The organism is Scytonema hofmannii PCC 7110 (assembly GCF_000346485.2).
Classification (GTDB): Bacteria; Cyanobacteriota; Cyanobacteriia; order Cyanobacteriales; family Nostocaceae; genus Scytonema; species Scytonema hofmannii.
In genome coordinates, this window is sequence record NZ_KQ976354.1 from 9,390,330 (window position 1) to 9,410,294 (window position 19,965).

Consider the following 19,965-nt stretch of genomic DNA (forward strand, 5'->3'; position numbering starts at 1 on the left):
GTCTACTCTACTGCGCCTAAAAATCTTAAGGCTTCCTGTTGAACTTCTGTTAAACCTTTCGCTTCCGCGATACACATTCCTTCATAGGGTCGTTTTGTTCTCAACATACCTAGGCATTTTCCTGTTTGAATATCCCAGAGTTGGATCGTTTCATCTTGACCACCGCTGACCACAGTCTTCCCATCGGGACTAAACGCCACCGACCAAACCCAACTCTGATGAGCTAGTATCGTTTGCTGACATTTCCCTGTACTTAAATTCCAAAGCTTCACGGTTTGGTCACAACTACCACTGGCTAAAATTTCCCCATTTGGACTAAATGCTACTGACTGTACCCAACTCGTGTGTCCCCGTAACGTTTTTAAACATTCTCCTGTAACGACTTCCCATAAGCGGATACTGCAATCACAACTTGCACTCGCCAAAACTTTGCCATCGGGACTAAAAGATATTCCTTGTACCCAGCTAGTATGCCCCACGAGCGTTTTTATACATTTACCCGTGCAAATATCCCACAGTTTAATAGTTTTGTCTTCAGAAGCACTCGCCAGTGTCACCCCATCGGGACTAAATTGGACAGACCACAACCAACCTGCGTGTCTGTGTAAAGTTTTTAAGCAGTTTCCTGTAATGACATCCCATAACTTGACAGTGTAGTCACCACCGCAACTGGCTAGCGTCAGTCCATCGGGACTAAACGCCACCGAACCAATCCAACGACTATGTCCTTGTAAGGTTTTTAGGCATTGACCTGTCCCTACATCCCAAAGCTTGACACTATAATCGCTACTACCACTGGCAAGATGTTTGCCATCAGGACTAAATGCGACGGAACAGACCCATCCTCGATGTCCTTCCAAGGCAATTGAACTTGGCAGAGTTTTTAAAGATTGAGCCTCCTCAAGATTCCACAATCGGACAGTCTTATCTTCACTACCACTGGCTAAGGTTTTTCCATCGGGACTGAAGGCGACTGATTGAATCCAACTGCCGTAACCTTGCCAAATATCGATGCAGCTACCCGTGTTGACTTCCCATAGTCGCACGGATCGATCTTCTCCGCCAGTGGCCAAAATTGTCCCATCAGGACTAAAAGCGACTGAGGTTAAAAGATTGTTATGACCGTGTAGGGTTTTGAGGCATTTTCCGTCAGCAACACTCCAAAGTCTGGCCGTGCGATCGCCACTACCACTAGCTATCAGCTTGCCATCTGGACTAAAGGCGACCGATCGCAATCTTTGAGTATGTCCTGTGAGTGTTCTCAAACATTTGCCAGTTTTAATTTCCCAAATTTTGATCTTGCGATCGCCACTGCCACTTACCAAAAACTTGCTATCGGGACTAAATGCTAGCGTTCGTACCCAACGATTATGTTCTAATAGCGTTTGCCGACATTCACCCATGTTCACATGCCAAAGTTTAATACTCTTATCTTCACTCCCACTGGCAATCATGCTGCCATCAGGAGAGAAAACGACAGACCAAATATAACTTTTATGTCCTGACAAAACTTTTAGACATTGACCGCTATTAGTATCCCAGAGTCTGATTGTTGCATCGCTTCCACCACTGGCTATTAGCTTGCCATCTGGACTAAAAACAGCTGAACGAACTCGTTGATGATGTCCTACCAGCGTTTTCAGGCAACTGCCGTCGGACACATCCCATAATTTCACAGTATGGTCGCTGCTAGCGCTACAGAGCATTTTTCCATCGGGACTAAAAGTAATTGAATGTACCCAACCTGCATGTCCTTTACAGTTGAGAATCGGCTGACCATCGGCAATTTGCCATAAGTGAATTTCTCCATTCACATCTCCAGTGGCAAGTAATCTGCTATCGGGACTAAAGGCAACAGATAAAATGCTGGTTAACTGTTTTGCAAATACTGACTGACTGAGATCGGCACGAGTAAAATTGACATTTTGTAAGTTAGTATTTTGTAAACAGCCAGACCAAACAGTTAAATTTGAGAAGTCATATCCGCTTAGTTCAACTTGAAGCTGACATAAAAGATTAATAATGTTTCCAGCTGCGTATCCCGGAGATAACGTCGTATTTTTTTGTAGGTTTGCGAGAATTTTTTGGAATTTTATCTCAATATTTTTGAGATTTTTATAAAAGGTTAACAGCCTATCTAATAAAGGTTTAATAAGTAGTTGAATCTGAGTTTGTTTGAGATATTCTTTAGCTCTTGATTTGAGTAAAGGATACTGGTTTAATAAAACTAGATTCTCACTCTCAATCTCTTCCAGAATTTGCTCGACGAGCTTGTTCTGGAAATATTCTCTAACAACAGGTTGTAAAAAAAGTTTTTTGTTCTTTTTCTCCAAAAAAGAATGATGCCACAGCGATTGGATAGTTTCAATAATTAATTTGTGTGAGAAGTCTGGAAAAGTGACTACACTCAAATTGCTTTCATCGATTGGTTCTTGTTCAAGAGTTAACCAGTATAAAAAGCTTTTGACTGAAAAAGGTAAACGATTAAATTGCTGTTCTAAAACTTCGTTGATTTCGCCAAAGACTAAAGATTTTTTTCTCAAAAGTTCGGAAATATTCCCATCAAACAAATCGGCTGCTATGGAAGCAACAATTTTTAAGGCTAAAGGATTACCGCCATAGTTTTCGATTAAAACGTGATAGGATTCCTCCGACTCTAAAAAGCAGCCTTTTAATTGCAAAAGTTTCTGCGCGGCTTGGAAATTCAAGCCGTTTAATTTTAAAGAGCGAACGGGTAAGGTTTCTCCTTGCATTAAGGCAATTTCTTTAGGTTTTTCTCTCGTAGTTAGCAGCAAGCAACTGTTATGATTGCATTCTCCTAGCCGTTGAAAAAATGTTCTATAATCCTCATAGCCTTCTTGATATTGACCTGTTAAGACATCACTTCTTAAAATCGTCTCGGTATTATCTAGTATCAACAAACATCGGTTTTTTTTCAAAATATGAATCAGATACGAAATTTGCTCCTCAAATCTAATTGGTAAATTGTTTTCCTCTCCTTGAGTTAAAAATCTGAGGAGGTCGATCGCCAGTTGTTGTAAAGAAGGCGCTTGGGCTAGCGATCGCCAAATCAAATATTCAAAATGGTTCTGAATTTGTGCGGCTAACTTAACGCTAAGATGGGTTTTACCGATTCCTCCCATTCCTAGCAAGACAATCAAGCGACAGCGATCGGCCACTATCCATTGTTCTAGGGTAGCCAGTTCTTGAATGCGATTGTAGAAAACGGAAACATCAGGTGCATCTCCCCAGTCTTGATATCTTGTCGTCCCACCGACTGGAGTGTTGACCAAAGCTGGCGATAGCTCGGTTGTATCAATCACCTTCTCACTAAACCTTGTTATGGGTAAACTGTCCTCAACCAGCGGAGTGATATCTATCTGATGCGATCGCCTGTCTAAAGCCGAGCGAAAATTGGTTTTACTCACTTTTTCACCGCAAACCTCCGACAGCAGCAACCATAACTTAGGTCCGACATCTTGCTTGAGGTAACCCACCGAGTAGCCGTAGCTTTTGGCAATGTCATCGTAGCGCAGACACGGATCTGACCAAAACGATTGCAGAATCAGCCTTTGCAAATCGCTCAGATGCTTACCTTTTTTCGTAAATACCAAAGCGTCAACAAAAGCTAAAGCTTGTTGAGCGTCCATAAATTTATAGGTTTATTTATATAAAAGAAGAACAAGAGAAGTATCAAAATTTCGGAGTGAATTCATTAATCTTAACTTTATCCAGCAAATAAACTTACTGGCATCTTGTAACAAGAATGGGGGCTTTTATGATTTAAATGACCTCATGCGATCGCCTGAATATACAACTAGCAACTTGGGTTACTAGACAGACCATCTAGCTCGTCCACCTCCTTTGATATACAAGTTGTAATATTTAGATTTTATAATATATATGAAGTTATATAGTTCTGTTTTTTCCCACCCACCTACTTAATTTCTATTTTAGATTCTAGGGTCTGAGTTTGCATAAAAATACTTCTTTTTATTCCCTAAAGTTATCTAAAGTTATCACTTTTTCTCCCAGATTCAGTCTAATAATATAGATATAATAAGTGGTACTTTGGAAGGAGTTATTAGTACCTAGTGAGATTACGCACTTAGTGCAAAGTGTAAGAGTTGACAACGGAAATATTTACTATGTCAAAAATTGTCTCCATTCACTCTTATAGAGGTGGCACTGGCAAGTCAAACTCTACAGCTAATCTGGCGACAGTGATTGCTCGCAAGGGTCATCGTGTAGGTATTGTTGATACCGACCTAGCATCACCTGGAATTCATATGCTATTTGGCTTAGATGAAGGAAAAATAAAACGTACTCTCAATGAGTTCCTTTGGTCTCAGTGTAGAATTATTGATGCTGCCCATGATGTTACTTCTGTACTCAAAGACCAAGGAAATGCTCGTAGTGCTATCTATTTGGTTCCTGCAAGTGTTAAACTAAACGATATATCCCGTATACTGCGCGAACGATTTGACGTTGAACTTCTACTTGAGGGCTTCCAAGAGCTTATTAAGAGTCTTAAACTTGACTACCTTCTCATAGATACCCATCCCGGTCTTAATCAGGAGACTCTAATTTCACTAACAACTTCTGATATCGTCTTGTTGGTACTGAGACCGGATCGGCAAGATTTTCAAGGCACTGCAGTCACTGTAGATGTCGCACAGAGGCTGAAAGTCCCTAAGTTGTTACTGGTCATTAATAAAGCCTTGAGAGAGTACGACTATCAGGATCTCCGACAGCAAGTTGAACAAACTTACAAAACTCCAGTTGTCGGTATTATTCCAGAGTCAGAAGACTTGCTTCGGCTTGCAAGTAGTGGCATATTTTCTCTAAACTACCCCCGCCATCCCATAACTCAGGCAATAGAAAGAGTAGCGGAAAAAATTATGGTTTAAGAAATAAGCGTTCTCTTGTGAAGAACCTGATGAATTTGACTGAATTTTTGGTCAAATTCAGTCAAACAATTTTTTGTGTAACTATGTTTATTCACTCACTCATTTACAAAATGCTTGCTCTCAATGGACGCTCTGCAATTCCGAACTAATGTTCTAGTAGCTTTTGGTGCTAGCAACAGTGAAATAACAGAACTGCTCGCATATAACCAAAACATATTTGGTCATGATAGGTGGCAGTTTCCTCAAACTTTCCCACCTCCAGCAGAACCTTATATCTCAGCTTGGAAACGGTACGTAGCACAAGCTGAAACTGAAGGAGCTTATACTGTCTTGAAACAAAGTCTTATCCAACTTCAGTTCCCAATAGTGGCTGGTATGAGTGAAACAAAAACCTATCGTGCCGCGACTCGTCAAGGTAAGCTGTTGGATAGTATGGCGATACTCTTTCAGAGTCACTTTGTGAACGCAACAGGGTTAATTTTGAGCGAACCCGAAAAACTACAGATTCAGTTGTATCAATCTCTAGCAGGTTTAATTCCGGCGATCGTGACTGGTAACCGCAAAGATTTTGTGAGCTTAGTACAAGCCCTCACTCAAAAGAACGAACCGCAACCAGTACCTGATTCTATGGGAGCCTGTATTGTAAGTGGCTACAACAATTGGGAGCGCATACGCCAATATCGGCAGCAGTGGGAGAACCAACAAGCTCAATACTCTGAAACTGACTGGAACAACGAATTTAAGCGCTTGATACCGCACAAGGAATTGTATCAAGATCGGTTTATCATTGTCAGTCCCGGTTTTTACAGCAATATAGCTGCAAGCGATCTGGGATTGAGTGAAACACAGTGGCAGCAACTTTCTTTAAAAATTCGGTTAGAACATGAATGTACGCATTACTTTACTCGCCGCTTTCTTGGCTCAATGCGTAATAACATTTTTGATGAATTAATAGCTGACTATAGAGGTATCGTAGCTGCTATTGAGCACTACCGATCTGACTGGTTTTTACATTTTGTTGGCTTAGAGTCATTTCCTTTGTACCGTGAGGGTGGCAGGTTACAAAACTATAGGGGCGAACCACCCCTGTCAGACAAAGCATTTAAGATTCTTCAAGCATTAGTTAAAAGCGCAGCGGAAAACGTAGAATGTTTTGATAAACAATATTCACGACGATCGAGAACTGTAACAGAACAAGTTTTAACATTGATTGCTTTGACGACTCTAACACTAGAAGAATTAGCTTGTGAATCAGGCAAGTCCTTACTGGAAGATGCTTACTATCGTCAACAGCAACAATTGTTCACTTCTTTGGTTGGCAACGAGCTGCACGCCGATAAAAACTAACAGCAACCATAGTTCAAAAATTAAGCTTATGACAGAAGTTCTGCTCCAACAGTTAAGTAATAGTGATATTAGCTGGATGACTGCCAATGGTCGTCAACAGAGAATTGCTGCTGGCTCAGTCTTGATCCAGCAGCAGAGCAGTCTTGACACTTTTTATCTCATTCTTGAAGGCACTTTAAGCGCTAGTATCAGCAGAAACCAAGAAAGTACTTTAGCTAGTGTTTTTGCTGCTTTAGAAGATGACAACGACTTAGAGCAAGAAATCGCTCGTTTCTCTAGTGGCGAGGTGCTAGGTGAAATATCTTTCCTCAACTTCAGCCCCTCAACAACTACGGTAAAAGCAGTAGAAAATTCAGTTGTTCTAGCCTTACCCAGCCAGCATTTGCTAACAGCACTTCGGCAAGATTTGGAATTTGCAACCCGATTTTACCGTGCGCTTGCCATCCTGCTCTTAGACCGCTTTGAGCGCTTGGTAAGTAAGTTTACACGTCGTCAAAATATAAAAATTCCGCCTTTGCAAGATGTTCCTTTGCTCTTTGGCGAACTCAGTGATAGTGATATTGACTGGATGATTGAGCACAGTCATGTTGAAACGCTTCCTGCTGACAGTGTTCTGATTCGAGCAGGTAGAGCGGTAGAATACCTCTACGTATTACTACATGGAAAAGTGTCAGTTTTTTTCAGTGGAAATACGCAAAACTCTTTATCCCGTGTTTTTACACTTTTAGAAGATAACGGACAAAGCGACTCCAGCCTTGCACAAGAAATTGCCTCAGTCTCAAGTGGTGAAATTATTGGTGAAACAGCTTTAATAGATGCACGCTTACCAGCCTATACCTTTAAAGCTGTGGAAAATTCCCAAGTGTTAGCTGTTAAAAAGCAACAGATCGCGATCAAGCTTCAACAAAATCCAGCTATGGGATCTCGTTTATACCGAGTTATAGCTATGCTTCTTGCTGCTCGGCTCCAAGGACTCATCAGTCGTTTGGGATATGGTAGAAGCCCTTACCAAGTAGGGCGGAGGTTATCTCAAGATGTTAAATACGAGGATGAAATTGATTTGAATATGATGGACAACCTTTTTTTAGGAGGTACTAGATTTGACTGGATGCTCAAACGTTTGAAAGTGACCAGTGACCAGTGACCAGTGACCAGTGACCAGTGACCAGTGACAAATAACAAATGACGCTCCTCACTACTTAGTTTTACAGGATTATTTAAATGCAAACTCAAGGAAACAAAATTTTTCGTCAGGAAGCTGTAGAACGCTTATCTTCACCAGAACGGCTAGACGAGATGATGCGTGTCGTTAGCCGTAACGCCTGGATACCCTTGACTACGATTGGCTGCTTAATTGTTGCAGCTGTTGCTTGGAGTGTATTCGGCAGAATTCCAGTTACTGTCAGCGGTCAGGGCGTACTCATCCGACCTCGTAATGTGGTGCCATTTCAAGTGCCAAGTGAAGGTCAAATTTTGACACTTAATATTAAACCAGGGCAAACAATTAAGCGAGGGGACGTTATCGGTACTATCGACCAACCCCAACTCAAGCAACAATTACAGCAAGAGCGATCGAAGCTGACAGAATTGCTCAGACAGAACCAAGAAACTGGTAATTTGCAAAAGCAGTCCATTACGCTCCAACAGCAGAATATAGAGAAGCAGCGAGAAGTGTTACTGAAAAACCTGCGTACTACTGAGGAGTACGGACCGATTCTGCTTGAAAAAAACCTCAAATCCCTGATACAACGACGTGCAAGTTTACAGCAGAGTTTGGCACAAAGCAAAGCCTTAATTCCAACCTTAAAAAAACGGTTCGAGATTCGACGTCAGCTTAGAGATCAAGGAGCCATTAACGAAGATACGCTGTTGCAAGTTCAACAAGACTATACCGACAGTCTGACAAAAGTGTCAGATTTAGAAGCGCAGCTTAAAGAAATTGATAGCCAAGAATCCCAAGCACAAGCTGAGTATTTAAAAAATCTTAACTCCATTAAAGAAATTAATACCCAAATTCAAAATCTGGATGTACAAATAGCTCAGTTAGCGCAACAAAATCGAGAGCAATTGATTAATAAAAGCAATCAAGCCCAAGAAACCAAGCGTCGGATTGCTCAACTAGAGTTGGAGTTAGCTAAAAAAAGCAAAATAACCAGTCAATACAATGGTCGAGTGCTAGAAGTGGCTACTGCTCCAGGTCAAGCGATCGGAGCTGGTTCGCGCATTGCGTCAATTGAAATTGAAGATAACAACGCTCAACTGATGAGTGTCATTTATCTTGCTGACAAAGACGGCAAACAAATTCAGCCAAAAATGCCCGTACAAGTCACTCCTAGCACAGTCAAGCGCGAACGCTTTGGCGGTATTGTTGGGAAAGTCACTCAGGTTACGCCATTTCCAGTGACAAACCAAGATATTGCAGCAATTATCGGTAACGAAAATTTGGCAAACAGTATTACGCAAAATCTGTCCAGTACTGGTAGCGCCACCATACAAGTCTTTGCTGAATTAGAATTAGACCCAAACACCACCAGTGGCTACAAATGGTCTTCTTCTAAAGGACCATCACTCGAAATTTCATCAGGTACCACCACACAAGTCCGGATACAAGTTGGGCAACAAGCACCCATTTCCTACGTAATTCCTATCTTTAAGTCTCTAACTGGTGTTTATTAAAAAACGTTAGTGGTTAGTTGATAGTTGTTAGTTGATAGTTGATAGTTGTTAGTTGTTATTAGCTACTAACCACCAACCACTAACCACTAACCACCAACCACTAACAACTAACCACTAACAACTAACCACTAACCAAATTATGCTTTTCAGTTTAAATTTAAAGTTTTGGCGACAGCGTCCATCTCATGTACGTACTCCTACAGTTCTCCAAATGGAGGCGGTGGAATGCGGCGCTGCTAGCTTGGGAATGATTTTAGGCTACTACGGTCGCATTGTCCCCTTAACTGAATTGCGACGTGAGTGCGGGGTTTCGCGAGATGGAAGTAAAGCATCTAATGTATTGAAAGCAGCTAGACTTTACGGTTTAGATGCGAAAGGTTTCAAAAAGTCTATAGAAGACTTAAAAAATTTGCGCCCTCCATACATTGTTTTTTGGAACTTCAATCATTTTTTGGTAGTGGAGGGGTTTTCTAAAGACCGTGCTTATGTTAACGATCCAGGCGGTGGGCGCAGGTCAATGTCTATGGAGGAATTTGATGAAGCCTATACTGGTGTCGTTTTATTGATGGAGCCAGGAGCAGAATTTAAGAAGGGTGGAAGGAAAAAAAATATTGCTATTGCGTTAGTTTCACGTCTGAAAAGCTCTCGTGGAGCAATTATATTTTGTTTATTAGCAGGGTTATTACTGACAATTCCTCGTTTGGCTGTGCCAGCTTTTACTCAAGTCTTTGTTGATGAAATTCTTGTAGAAAATCGTCAAGAGTGGTTAAAACCTTTGTTAATAGGAATGCTATTGACTGCCTTGGGTCAAGGGCTGCTCGCACGGATGAGGCTGCTTTATTTACGACGATTAATGATCAAGCTGTCGGTTTCTATGTCAGGACAGTTTCTTTGGCATACTTTGCGCTTACCAATTGGGTTTTACGCTCAACGTTTCACAGGTGAAATTAGCAGTCGTAACGAACTTAATGATAAAGTTGCTGACGTCCTATCTGGACGGCTTGCTACCACAGTCATTGATACAGTCATGATCGTCTTTTACGCTCTAATTATGATTTTGTACGACTGGATCTTGACGCTTGTCGCTGTTTTCTTTGCTGCATTCAACTTTTTTGCACTGCAATCTTTATCGCGTAACCGTGTTGATGCCAGTATGAAAGTTGCTCAGGAAACGGGCAAAGTTGCTGGCGTTGCTATTAGTGGAATTCAGTCCATGGAAACGGTTAAGGCTAGCGGCTTGGAGTTCGATCTATTCTCTAAGTTTGCTGGATATTATGCCAAAACACTTAATGCTCAGCAACAATTGGCATTCCCTACCCAAATGCTGACAACATTGCCTACATTATTAACGGCATTAGCAACAGCCTCTATCCTAGTTGTTGGAGGTTTCCGAGTCATGAATGGTAGTTTGAGTATCGGGATGCTAGTCGCCTATCAATCTCTTACAAGGGAATTTCTTGAGCCAGTTAACAATCTCATGAATTTTGGCAGTACGTTACAGGAGCTAGAAGCAGATCTCAACCGACTTGATGATGTTCTTCAGAACCCCACTGACTCCGAATCCGATCGCACTTCTGAGAGTGAAGGAAATCCCGTGCATACTATCGCACAAGATTCGTTTCAGTTGCAAGGTTACGTAGAATTACGCAATCTTTCCTTTGGCTACAGCCGTTTGGAACCTCCTTTGATCGAAAAATTAAATGTGGTTTTGAAGCCCGGTTATCGGGTAGCGTTTGTAGGAGGTAGTGGTTCGGGTAAGTCTACAGTTGCCAAACTCGTTACGGGTTTATACCAGCCATGGGGAGGTGAAATTTTGCTTGATGGAATACCTCGAACCCAAATTCCACGTTCCGTTCTTGCTAATTCTTTAGCAATGGTTGAGCAAGATATCTTTCTGTTTGCTGGAACAGTTCGAGAAAATTTAACCCTTTGGGATTCAACTGTTCCAGAATCGGATTTAGTGCAGGCATGTATTGATGCAGAAATTCATGACCTGATCCTAAATATGCCAGGAGGATATGACGCGCCTTTGTTAGAGGGGGGAGTCAACATGAGCGGAGGACAGCGCCAGCGCTTAGAAATTGCCAGGGCTTTAGTCAGGAATCCAAGAGTATTAGTGCTTGATGAGGCAACAAGTGCTCTTGATGCAGAAACAGAGTTGATTATCGATCGGAACTTGCGGCGACGTGGTTGTACGTGTATTGTAGTCGCTCACCGACTCAGTACAATTCGGGATTGTGATGAAATTATTGTGCTCGATCGTGGCAAAGTTGTGCAAAGAGGTACCCACGAGCAATTACGTACACTCAGGGGAACATATGCTCGTTTGGTCAGCATTGAAGAGAAACAAAAAGAAACGGTAAGCCATGCTTGAATTAAATCTTAATGAAAAAATATATCATATAAAAGGTAACGAACCACTGCTGTTGAACGACCCGCAAACGTTTTGGGTCGTTCAATCTGGTACTCTTGTACTGTTTGCGACTCAAGTTGAAAAAGGAGAACCAAAGGGTCATCGTCGCTACTTGTTTAGTGTAGGTACAGGTGATGCGCTATTTGGTTCAGAGCTTTGGGAGCAATGGGGTATTCTGGCAGTGGCTTTAGAAGAAACAGAATTACTACCACTACCGATAGCAGATTTTACTGCTGGTTCTACAGCAGCTCGTGTTGAGGCGATCGCTCTTGTTGAAGGTTGGATCGAAAACTTGGGGAATGTCGTCAGTAAGGCTCAATTAGTTGTTCCCATGAATGTGGAACACATCAATAACTCACACTACTTGTCTTTACAGAAAGAACAGACGCTCTCATGCTCTGTAAATGAAGTTGTTTGGGTACATCTAGATGATGGCAGTGTCAAGTGGATGGGAATTGAGGGACTGACGTTAAACAAGACCTCAACAGTCTTTCCCCTAGCCTCTGGTATGTGGTTGGAGGCAAAAGAGTTAACAGAATTACATATTGCGCGAACACGAGATTTAGAAAATATTGAGCAAATACCGAATAGTTTAGCTCAATTGCATACTTACTTTTTCCACTACTTGAATTTACTGGTTCTTAAGAACAAAGAACGGGATTTTCGCCTTTTTCTAGAACGTCAACAATTAAATAGCCAAGCGACAGAGGTAGCACTCGGAGAGTTAACCACGGTTTTAGAACCACAAAAAACTGCTTATTTTCAGGAAGGAACACCACTGTTAATTGCTACAGGAGCCGTCGGTCGAGCATTAGGAATTACAATTCATCCTCCCGCTCAATCGGAAGACCTCAATCGTGTGAAAGATCCATTAGAAGCAATTGCTCGAGCATCACAATTTCGTACCCGTCGAGTGCTCTTAGCAGGTGATTGGTGGAAAGAGGAGCACGGTCCATTATTGGCTTACACTGAACCAGACAAAAACCCGGTAGCATTGTTACCAAATAAGGGCAATCGTTACGTTTTATTTGACCCTGTAGAACGAAGTCGCAAGCTAGTCACTCCAGCGATCGCAAAAACGCTATCGCTAGAAGCCCAAATGTTCTACCGACCATTGCCAATATTGGTTCGCAACGCCCTGGAATTATTCCAGTTTGGGACTAGGGGTAATACCAAAGAAATGGTAGGTGTATTCTTGCTGGGGGTATTAGGAACTCTCATGGGAATGGTCACACCCCAAGCAACAGCAATGTTAGTGAATGATGCCATTCCTGACAGCGATCGCGTCCTATTATTACAAATTGGGCTGGGATTATTTGCTGCAGCGTTTGGACAAGCAGCATTTCAACTTGCTCAAGGCATATTATCGTTACGAGTTGAAAACTCTGCTGATGCTTCCTTACAGCCAGCTGTATGGGATCGATTGCTCAATCTTAAACCCGCGTTTTTTCGCACTTACTCCTCAGGTGACCTACTGACTCGCGTGTTAGCAGTCACTCAAATTCGCAGTCAACTCAGTGGCGCTACTCAACGGACTCTCTTGAGTTCAATTTTTTCCCTGTTAAATTTAGGGCTGATGTTCGTTTATAGCGTACCTCTCGCTCTAGTGGGCATAGGTTTAACCCTTGTAGCAGTCATCGTAACAGTGACTTCTAGCACAATGCTGGTACGTAAAAATCGGCAACAAGAGACAGTGGATGGTGAAATTAACGGGCTAACTGTGGAATTGATTAACGGGGTATCAAAGCTGCGAGTCGCAGCAGCAGAAGGGCGGGCTTTTGCTGCTTGGGCAAAGAAGTACAGCTGGAGAACCAAAATTAAAGCTGGTATTAAACGAATTGATGACAGTGTAACCGTATTTAATGAAGCACTACCGTTGATAAGTTCTGTACTTCTATTCTGGTTTGCAATCCTGTTTATTCAAGCAGCTCAAGCCAAAGGCGGTAGTGGGCTAAATATGGGTACATTTTTAGCTTTTAACGCAGCTTTTGGAACTTTCATCTCTGGCGTAACGGACTTAAGCAATACTCTGACCGACATTTTAGGAATTGTCCCCTTGTGGGAGAGAGCCAAGCCCATTATTCAAGGGACGCCAGAATCCGATCCGACTAAAGCCGATCCAGGTCGATTAACAGGGAGAATTCACTTAGAGCATCTCACGTTCCGCTACCGTGATGATGGACCTTTAACTCTCGATGATGTCACCATATATGCAGAACCAGGAGAATTTATTGCCTTTGTTGGTCCGAGTGGCAGTGGCAAATCAACTATATTTCGTTTGTTATTAGGATTTGAGACACCGCTCAGTGGAACTGTTTATTACGATGGTCAAGATTTGTCAGGATTAGACATCCAAGCGGTACGAAGACAGTTGGGAGTCGTATTGCAAAATGGTCGAATAAACTCAGGATCGTTATTTGAAAATATTACTTGTGGAGCATTGGTAACCCTAGATGAAGCTTGGCAAGCGTCACGGATGGCAGGGTTTGCTGAGGATATTGAGCAATTGCCAATGGGGATGCATACTGTCATTAGCGAGGGTGGTACAAATCTTTCAGGAGGACAACGACAACGGCTATTGATTGCTCGTGCTCTTTTGTTAAAGCCGAAAATTATTCTTATGGATGAGGCGACTAGTGCTCTGGACAATCGCACCCAAGCAATTGTGACTGAGAGTTTAGACAAGATGAATGCTACCCGAATAGTCATTGCTCACCGCCTCAGTACTATCCGCAACGCCGATCGCATTTATGTTATTGAAGCAGGTCGCTTGGTAGAAGTAGGTTCTTATGAGACACTGGTTAAACAAAAAGGGTTATTTGCTCGACTCGTAGCACGACAATTAGATTGATGAGTTCGGCGAAGTTAAAACAGACCTCACCCCAAACCCCGCTCTTTGGGATTTCCAACAAATAAATTACCTAATCTTGTGGTACGGGCGTCCCGCCCGTCACTAGTATAGAACGGGCGGGGACGCCCGTACCACAAGAGATATTTGAAGACTTTTTTCATAGAACGGGCGGGGACGCCCGTACCACAAGAGATATTTGAAGACTTTTTTATTTGGAAGTCTCTTAAGTTTATTTACTCACGTCTTAGTATATCCGGTAACCACAAAAGCATGAGTATTAAAAAGCAGACTATAACTAAGCCGACACTAAATTGTATAGAGTTATTCATTGCGGTTACCCTCTAAATAAAATTCACCAAAAAACTCGAACAAAAAAATTTTCTTTAATTGCTAAAAAAGATTATTGATATTTATATTAGCATAACCACATTCTTTATCGGAGTTTGCTTGCCGATTGGAATTAATGTCCCTAAGTCGAGTTTCTAAATAGCTTCTATTTTTCAACACAGTTAATTAGTTTGTTTATAATTGCTTGAATCGTTACTACTTATCAACTCAATATGCTAAGAAACTTGGAATAAAAATGCTATCAAGTTTCCCTGACCTAAACTTATAATATCACCTGATTGTAAGCGCCGTTGGACGCCTGCGAATAGTCGTATATCATTAACATAGGTACCATTAGAACTTCCCGAATCTTCTACGTATATACCGTCTCCCCGGAAGTAAATACTGGCATGAATTCGGGAAACAATACCCGCATTGGGAAATTCTGAAACATCTATATCTGGAGGTCTGCGATCGTTTGGCTTACCGATATGAATAACAGATTGATTTTTGGGCAATGCAATTTGTTTGTTGGTTAGGAGATGAATTAAACTTATCTTTGCCCGTTGCAATTGAGTTATATCATTATTGACTGGTAATGCCGAGTGCGTAAGTTGAATTTGATTTTCTATTTGTGAACTAATCGGCTGAACAGTGACTGTTGGAGGTAAAGCATTTTGCAAGGGAACTATCTGTAGTTTGCAAATATCCTCCGTATTCGATGATAAGTTTACTGTCGAACGCTGAAATGTCTCTATTTCTGCCTGAGAGTCAGTAAAAGTTCTGAGGTTATTTTTAAATTCTTCTACGTGTTGAGGATTTGCAATTTCCACTGCTAATGCTTCAACAACTTCTGTGGGTGTCATTTGTGGTGACTGACTCGAAACTTTGTCGAGTAGAAAATTGGCTAGCGAGCCAACAAAACGGGTTAGTTCTTGCCGACAGCGCTCTAAAAAATTTGCATTAAGATAAGGAGAGCTTTCTACTTGCAACTGATGTTGAGGAACAACTATGACTAGGTCAGATGGTGGAGGGATGATTAAATTTTCAGAAGAGGGCGATCGCTCTTGTACTTGTCCTTCTTCTGAAAACTCAGATTTAGTTGCTGTATCAATCCTCTTCCTAAACTCGTTTGCTCGTTGTTCCAAAAGCTTAAATTCATCTGAATCTACAATTTCTGCTACTTCACGCTCTTTCTTGAGTGGATCGATCTCAATTTGTACTTTTTTCAGTGACTGGCTTGCACCTAATTCATCAGACCAATATAATACTTGGAGTTCAGTCAGAATCTCTTGAGCTGACTGATAACGCTGTTTGGGTTTTTCTGCCAGCATTTTGTCTAGTATTTCAGTCAGAGAATGGTTGAGATTTACGTAAGACTGCCATTGCCACTCTAAAGACTCATCTATCAACAACTCTGGCATTTTTCCTGTCAGGAGAACTATAGCACAAACTCCCAGTGCATATAGATCGCTAGAAGGATAAGAATGTCCCAGACGCAGTTGTTCGGGTGGAGAATAACCAATTTTTCCCAGTACTGTACCAATCGACCAAATTTGAGAGACTTTTTCCTTAACCAATCCAAAATCAATCAGCATGGGTTTCTTTTGGTCAAAAGAAAACATTATATTCTCCAGAGAAATATCCCGATGAATAATTTTCATCTCATGTAAGTACTTTAGAACTGGTAATAAATCCTTTAACCACTGGACTAATTCAGCTTCAGAAAACGCCTGATTTTGCTCAGCAAGACGCTCTTGTAACAGTTGAGCATAAGTCTTTCCATTCACATATTCCTGTACAATGAACAAACGTTCTTCTTCTGTAAAGCACGCTAAAAATTTAGGAACTTGAGGATGATTAATTTGATATAAAGCTCTAGCTTCTCTCTCGAACAACTCGCTGGATTTTGCAACAACCTCTTCTGCAATCCCCGCAGGTACAAACTCTTTAAGTACACAGGGGTGACCAAAACGGTGACTATCAAATACTAGGTAAGTTCTTCCGAAGCCTCCCTGTCCAAGAACCTTCTGAATTTGATACCGACTATTAATCCTAGTTCCGGGGTTGATCGCTGCTAGCATTACCGCATTGCTCTCTAGTGACTGGGACACCAAAAATAGTTTTGTCTTACTCCATTCCTGCTACAAGCTTACCGATCTTCTTCTCCTCTTTACTTAGCGCTCTTTGCGTCTTTGCGGTTCATTTAAATAAGTAGTCTGCGGACGGGATAGGAGTATTACACCTCTTCTTGGTAAGAATATACTAAACTACAACAAAGAATGTCCAGATTCCGAAGGTGTTTCAAGATTGATGCAGTCGCGTAAATGAACGCATTTTGGAGAAAGATTATTAGTAGAGGCGCATAATAGACATAGGCGTGAAAAAGATGTAAAGGCGCAAGGCCGCCGCGCCCCTACAAAGACTTTTGGGTAATGCATAATTAATTTCTGGAGATCTCTAATCTTGCGCCTACATTAGAGTTAAGTGCGAGAGAGACAAGTAAGTAACATTTACTCACGAGATCTGTCAAATTGTTACTGGTGCAGGTTCCCAAACTTCACCATACTTTTCTCTTAGGGTCTGCCAAGCTTCTACCTGACCGGGTTCATATTCTCCTGGCTTACCCCACTGCAAAAAGACACTGAGGGCTGGTTCCTGTTTTTCATCAAGCAATCTGATGGCATAAGTGGTAAAGTTACCCCTTTTTGCCTCTCCTGTTTCAAACTTTACTTGAGTAATTTTATCCATATTCAAATGAAATTCAAAACCTTCGGTATGCATATTCGCATATCTACCTTTAGGTAATTCTGCATAAAACAGCTTTTCTATCTTACCCCGTGCTTCTAAGACAGCAGCACTACTTGTAACAATAAGACGTAATGTACCCAAAGTCTCACAAGCTTCTAAAAATTCTTTTAACGTGGCTGTCATCGTTCATTTTCCTTTCTTTCTTGTCTAAATTTTATGGTACTAGAGCAGACAAACTAATGACAGATTAAATTCTGTGAGTTAGGCAGTTCCTCATTCTCATTCGCTTCTGTTAACACTATGCGCTCGTCAGGAGTGAGAAGTAACTGTTTTGCTTCGGTAATGCGATCGCCCAATTTCCAAGTCTGAGTATTTTCTCTGTTCCTGCGTGTTCCTTTGTCTGCGGAAACTTGATACCACTACCACGACGCATCATCAAGGAATTTGCTTGCACGAATATGTTGCCCACCTTCACCTAATTTGGTTGCAGCAGAGAGGCGCAATTAACTTATGTTTAAGTCCCGTTAGCTGTATGACTAGTTGTAACTTATTCTTGTGCTGCTACCGTACAGTCTTGAGGCTCTCCACACTGGAGCTAAACATATCAGTAAAAATGCTCATGACGGTGCGCTCTCTAATCTTAATATTGGTACTGACCGACATCCCCGATTGCAGTTGTATTTTGCGTCCGTTCGCTAAAAGCGACTGTTGTGACAATCGAACTTTAGCAGGAAATCTGTAGTACGGATAAATTTGATCTGGTGGCAAAGCATCAGACCCAATCGAAATGAGTTGACCTTTGATATCGCCAAATTCGCTAAAGGGGAACGAGTCAATTCGCACATCCACTGTCATTCCTTCTTTAACAAAACCAATATCTTTGTTGGTGATATATACTTTAGCGATGAGTGCATCATCAGGAACAACCTTAAGAATTGGTTCGCTAGAAGTTACAACAAATCCCGGAGTGTGTGCCTTTAATTCAAAGATTGTACCAGCTACCGGGGATTTGATTTCTTGATATTTCAAATTCATCTGAGTTTGACTCAGTTGAGAATCAATTTCTGCTATCTTTTTGTTATTCTCAACTATGGCTTTAGTTAACTGAGAGTCAATTTCTGCAATGCGTTTGTTGTTATCTGCAATCTGCTGTAGCCAATCTTGACGAGAGAGAGCGATTGTGTTTTGTAGCTTGGCTTGTGCTTGAAAAATAGCTGAATTTAAACGCGCCCGTTCCTGAACGAGTTGGTCAATTTCGGACTGACCGTTTCTCACTTCCTGTTGCTGTTTGAAGTATTGAATTTTAGAAATCGCTCCATCTTGCATCAATGGAGTGACACTATCCAAAATGCCTTTGTTCATTGCCAAGGTATCAATAGTGGAAGCTTGTTTAATTTCAGCTTGTTGTCGTTGGTGCTGCAATTGGACAATCTCTAATTTGGCTGCAGTAACACGAGCATCCAATTCAGCTTGGTTTGATTGCAGGCGTTCTTTTTGTTCTATTGTTAACCTATTGGGATCTCTCAAACCATCCAATTGAGCGCGATACACTTGGTTTTCAGCAACTAATGTTGCTCGACTTTTGGTCAGGTCGAGCATCTCTCTTGGGAGTGAGGGAGTGAGGGAATGAGAGAGTGAGGGAGTGAGGAGATTTTTTTCCCTCCCTCCCTCTTTCCCTCCCTCTCTCTCTCCTCTTAATTGGGATTGATAGAATTGGTTTTCTTGAACTAAAGAAACACGTATTTTCTGCAAAGAAGCAAGCTGTGAATGAGCCGTTGTAGGGTCAAGACTCAGGAGGCGTTCTCCACTCTTTACGTGCTGTCCGTCCTCTATATGAATTTGCTTTACCACCCCACCTACAGGGGCTTGTACTTCTTTCACAGTACCTGTTGGCTCTAACTTACCTGTAGCTGAAACCGCTTCTTCAATCTTGGCTACGTTTGCCCAAATGATAGCACCCGCAGTGACTGCCATCAAACTCCATAATATTGCTCTTGACCACTTCCTTGGTTGAGTAAGAATTACGGGTTGGTCAAACTTGAGGAGTGAGGGAGGGAGAGAGTGAGGGAGTGAGGGAGTGAGGGAGTTTGGATTTTGTTTGATGGAAGTATCGGTGGCAATTTTATGGCTTGAATGTTTACCATTTCCATTTGAATTATTTCCTTTTCCATTACTGATATTCATAATTTTTCCTGTATCTATAAATAATGTGTCATTTAGAAATCAATATTGATATATTGTTTGTTATTGCTTTTGAGATAATCCATGGGAAGAGAACATATTAAAAACCATAAAGATTTAGAGGTTTATAAACTAGCATTTGATGCTGCTATGAAAATATTTGAGGAGTCTAAAAAGTTTCCAGTGGAAGAAAGATACTCTTTGACCGACCAAATTCGTCGTTCTTCAAGATCTGTCTGTGCTAACTTAGCAGAGTCTTGGCGCAAGCGTATGTATGAAGCAGCGTTTGTAGCCAAGTTAAGCGACTGTTCGGCTGAAGCAGCAGAAACCCAAACATGGATAGAGTTTGCTGTTCAATGTAAATATTTGGATGTAGAAGCTGGACGCGAGCTTTACAAAACCTATAATTCAATTCTTGCTATGTTAGTTTCCATGATTCACAACTCAGATAAATGGATAATACCTCCCAGTAACAACAAATAACTCTTACTCTCCCTCACTCCCTCCCT

12 protein-coding genes are annotated in these 19,965 nt (G+C 41.5%); 7 read left to right on the forward strand and 5 right to left on the reverse strand.

All coding sequences use genetic code 11. The features are described 5' to 3' along the window. Nucleotides 1-2 precede the first annotated feature (2 nt). On the reverse strand, nucleotides 3-3,650 hold the full coding sequence (locus WA1_RS39720; protein WP_017746173.1) for a WD40 domain-containing protein: 3,648 nt from the start codon (nucleotides 3,648-3,650) through the stop codon (nucleotides 3-5). Between the two features lie 498 nt (nucleotides 3,651-4,148). On the opposite strand from WA1_RS39720, the gene WA1_RS39725 reads away from it, so the two are divergent. The 6 genes from WA1_RS39725 to WA1_RS39750 all read left to right on the forward strand — a co-directional run bounded on the left by WA1_RS39725 (nucleotide 4,149) and on the right by WA1_RS39750 (nucleotide 14,197). Then, nucleotides 4,149-4,910 carry a MinD/ParA family ATP-binding protein gene (locus tag WA1_RS39725; protein WP_017746174.1) on the forward strand — a complete coding sequence of 254 codons (762 nt, stop codon included), beginning with the start codon at nucleotides 4,149-4,151 and terminating at the stop codon, nucleotides 4,908-4,910. Between the two features lie 123 nt (nucleotides 4,911-5,033). Further along, the gene (locus tag WA1_RS39730; protein ID WP_017746175.1) at nucleotides 5,034-6,257 is read left to right on the forward strand and encodes a DUF7005 family protein; all 1,224 of its coding nucleotides are present in this window, start codon (nucleotides 5,034-5,036) and stop codon (nucleotides 6,255-6,257) included. Between the two features lie 28 nt (nucleotides 6,258-6,285). Further along, complete coding sequence (locus tag WA1_RS39735) at nucleotides 6,286-7,401, forward strand: cyclic nucleotide-binding domain-containing protein (RefSeq protein WP_017746176.1); 1,116 nt, start codon at nucleotides 6,286-6,288, stop codon at nucleotides 7,399-7,401. 77 nt (nucleotides 7,402-7,478) lie between these two features. After that, nucleotides 7,479-8,933, forward strand: a complete 1,455-nt coding sequence (locus WA1_RS39740) for an NHLP bacteriocin system secretion protein (RefSeq protein WP_017746177.1) — start codon at nucleotides 7,479-7,481, stop codon at nucleotides 8,931-8,933. 139 nt (nucleotides 8,934-9,072) lie between these two features. Then, complete coding sequence (locus tag WA1_RS39745; protein WP_017746178.1) at nucleotides 9,073-11,307, forward strand: NHLP family bacteriocin export ABC transporter peptidase/permease/ATPase subunit; 2,235 nt, start codon at nucleotides 9,073-9,075, stop codon at nucleotides 11,305-11,307. Beyond that, nucleotides 11,300-14,197, forward strand: a complete 2,898-nt coding sequence (locus tag WA1_RS39750) for an NHLP bacteriocin export ABC transporter permease/ATPase subunit (RefSeq protein ID WP_017746179.1) — start codon at nucleotides 11,300-11,302, stop codon at nucleotides 14,195-14,197. Before WA1_RS39745 ends, WA1_RS39750 begins: the two co-directional genes overlap by 8 nt. A 563-nt stretch (nucleotides 14,198-14,760) precedes the next feature. On the opposite strand, the gene WA1_RS39755 is transcribed toward WA1_RS39750, so the two are convergent. From WA1_RS39755 to WA1_RS39765, 4 genes are all read right to left on the reverse strand, one after another. Next, on the reverse strand, nucleotides 14,761-16,638 hold the full coding sequence (locus WA1_RS39755) for an FHA domain-containing serine/threonine-protein kinase (protein WP_158516757.1): 1,878 nt from the start codon (nucleotides 16,636-16,638) through the stop codon (nucleotides 14,761-14,763). Between the two features lie 415 nt (nucleotides 16,639-17,053). Next, entirely contained in the window at nucleotides 17,054-17,458 is a 405-nt protein-coding gene (locus tag WA1_RS39760) for a ChuX/HutX family heme-like substrate-binding protein (protein WP_017746181.1), read from the reverse strand. A 115-nt stretch (nucleotides 17,459-17,573) separates the two neighbouring features. Continuing rightward, nucleotides 17,574-17,729, reverse strand: coding sequence for a hypothetical protein (locus WA1_RS57650; protein WP_158516758.1), 156 nt, complete (start codon nucleotides 17,727-17,729; stop codon nucleotides 17,574-17,576). 107 nt (nucleotides 17,730-17,836) lie between these two features. Then, nucleotides 17,837-19,459, reverse strand: a complete 1,623-nt coding sequence (locus WA1_RS39765) for a beta-barrel domain-containing protein (RefSeq protein ID WP_066613173.1) — start codon at nucleotides 19,457-19,459, stop codon at nucleotides 17,837-17,839. Nucleotides 19,460-19,540: 81 nt separating this feature from the next. Between WA1_RS39765 and WA1_RS39770 the strand changes: the two genes are divergently transcribed. Next, nucleotides 19,541-19,939 carry a four helix bundle protein gene (locus tag WA1_RS39770; protein WP_017750217.1) on the forward strand — a complete coding sequence of 133 codons (399 nt, stop codon included), beginning with the start codon at nucleotides 19,541-19,543 and terminating at the stop codon, nucleotides 19,937-19,939. Nucleotides 19,940-19,965 lie beyond the last annotated feature (26 nt).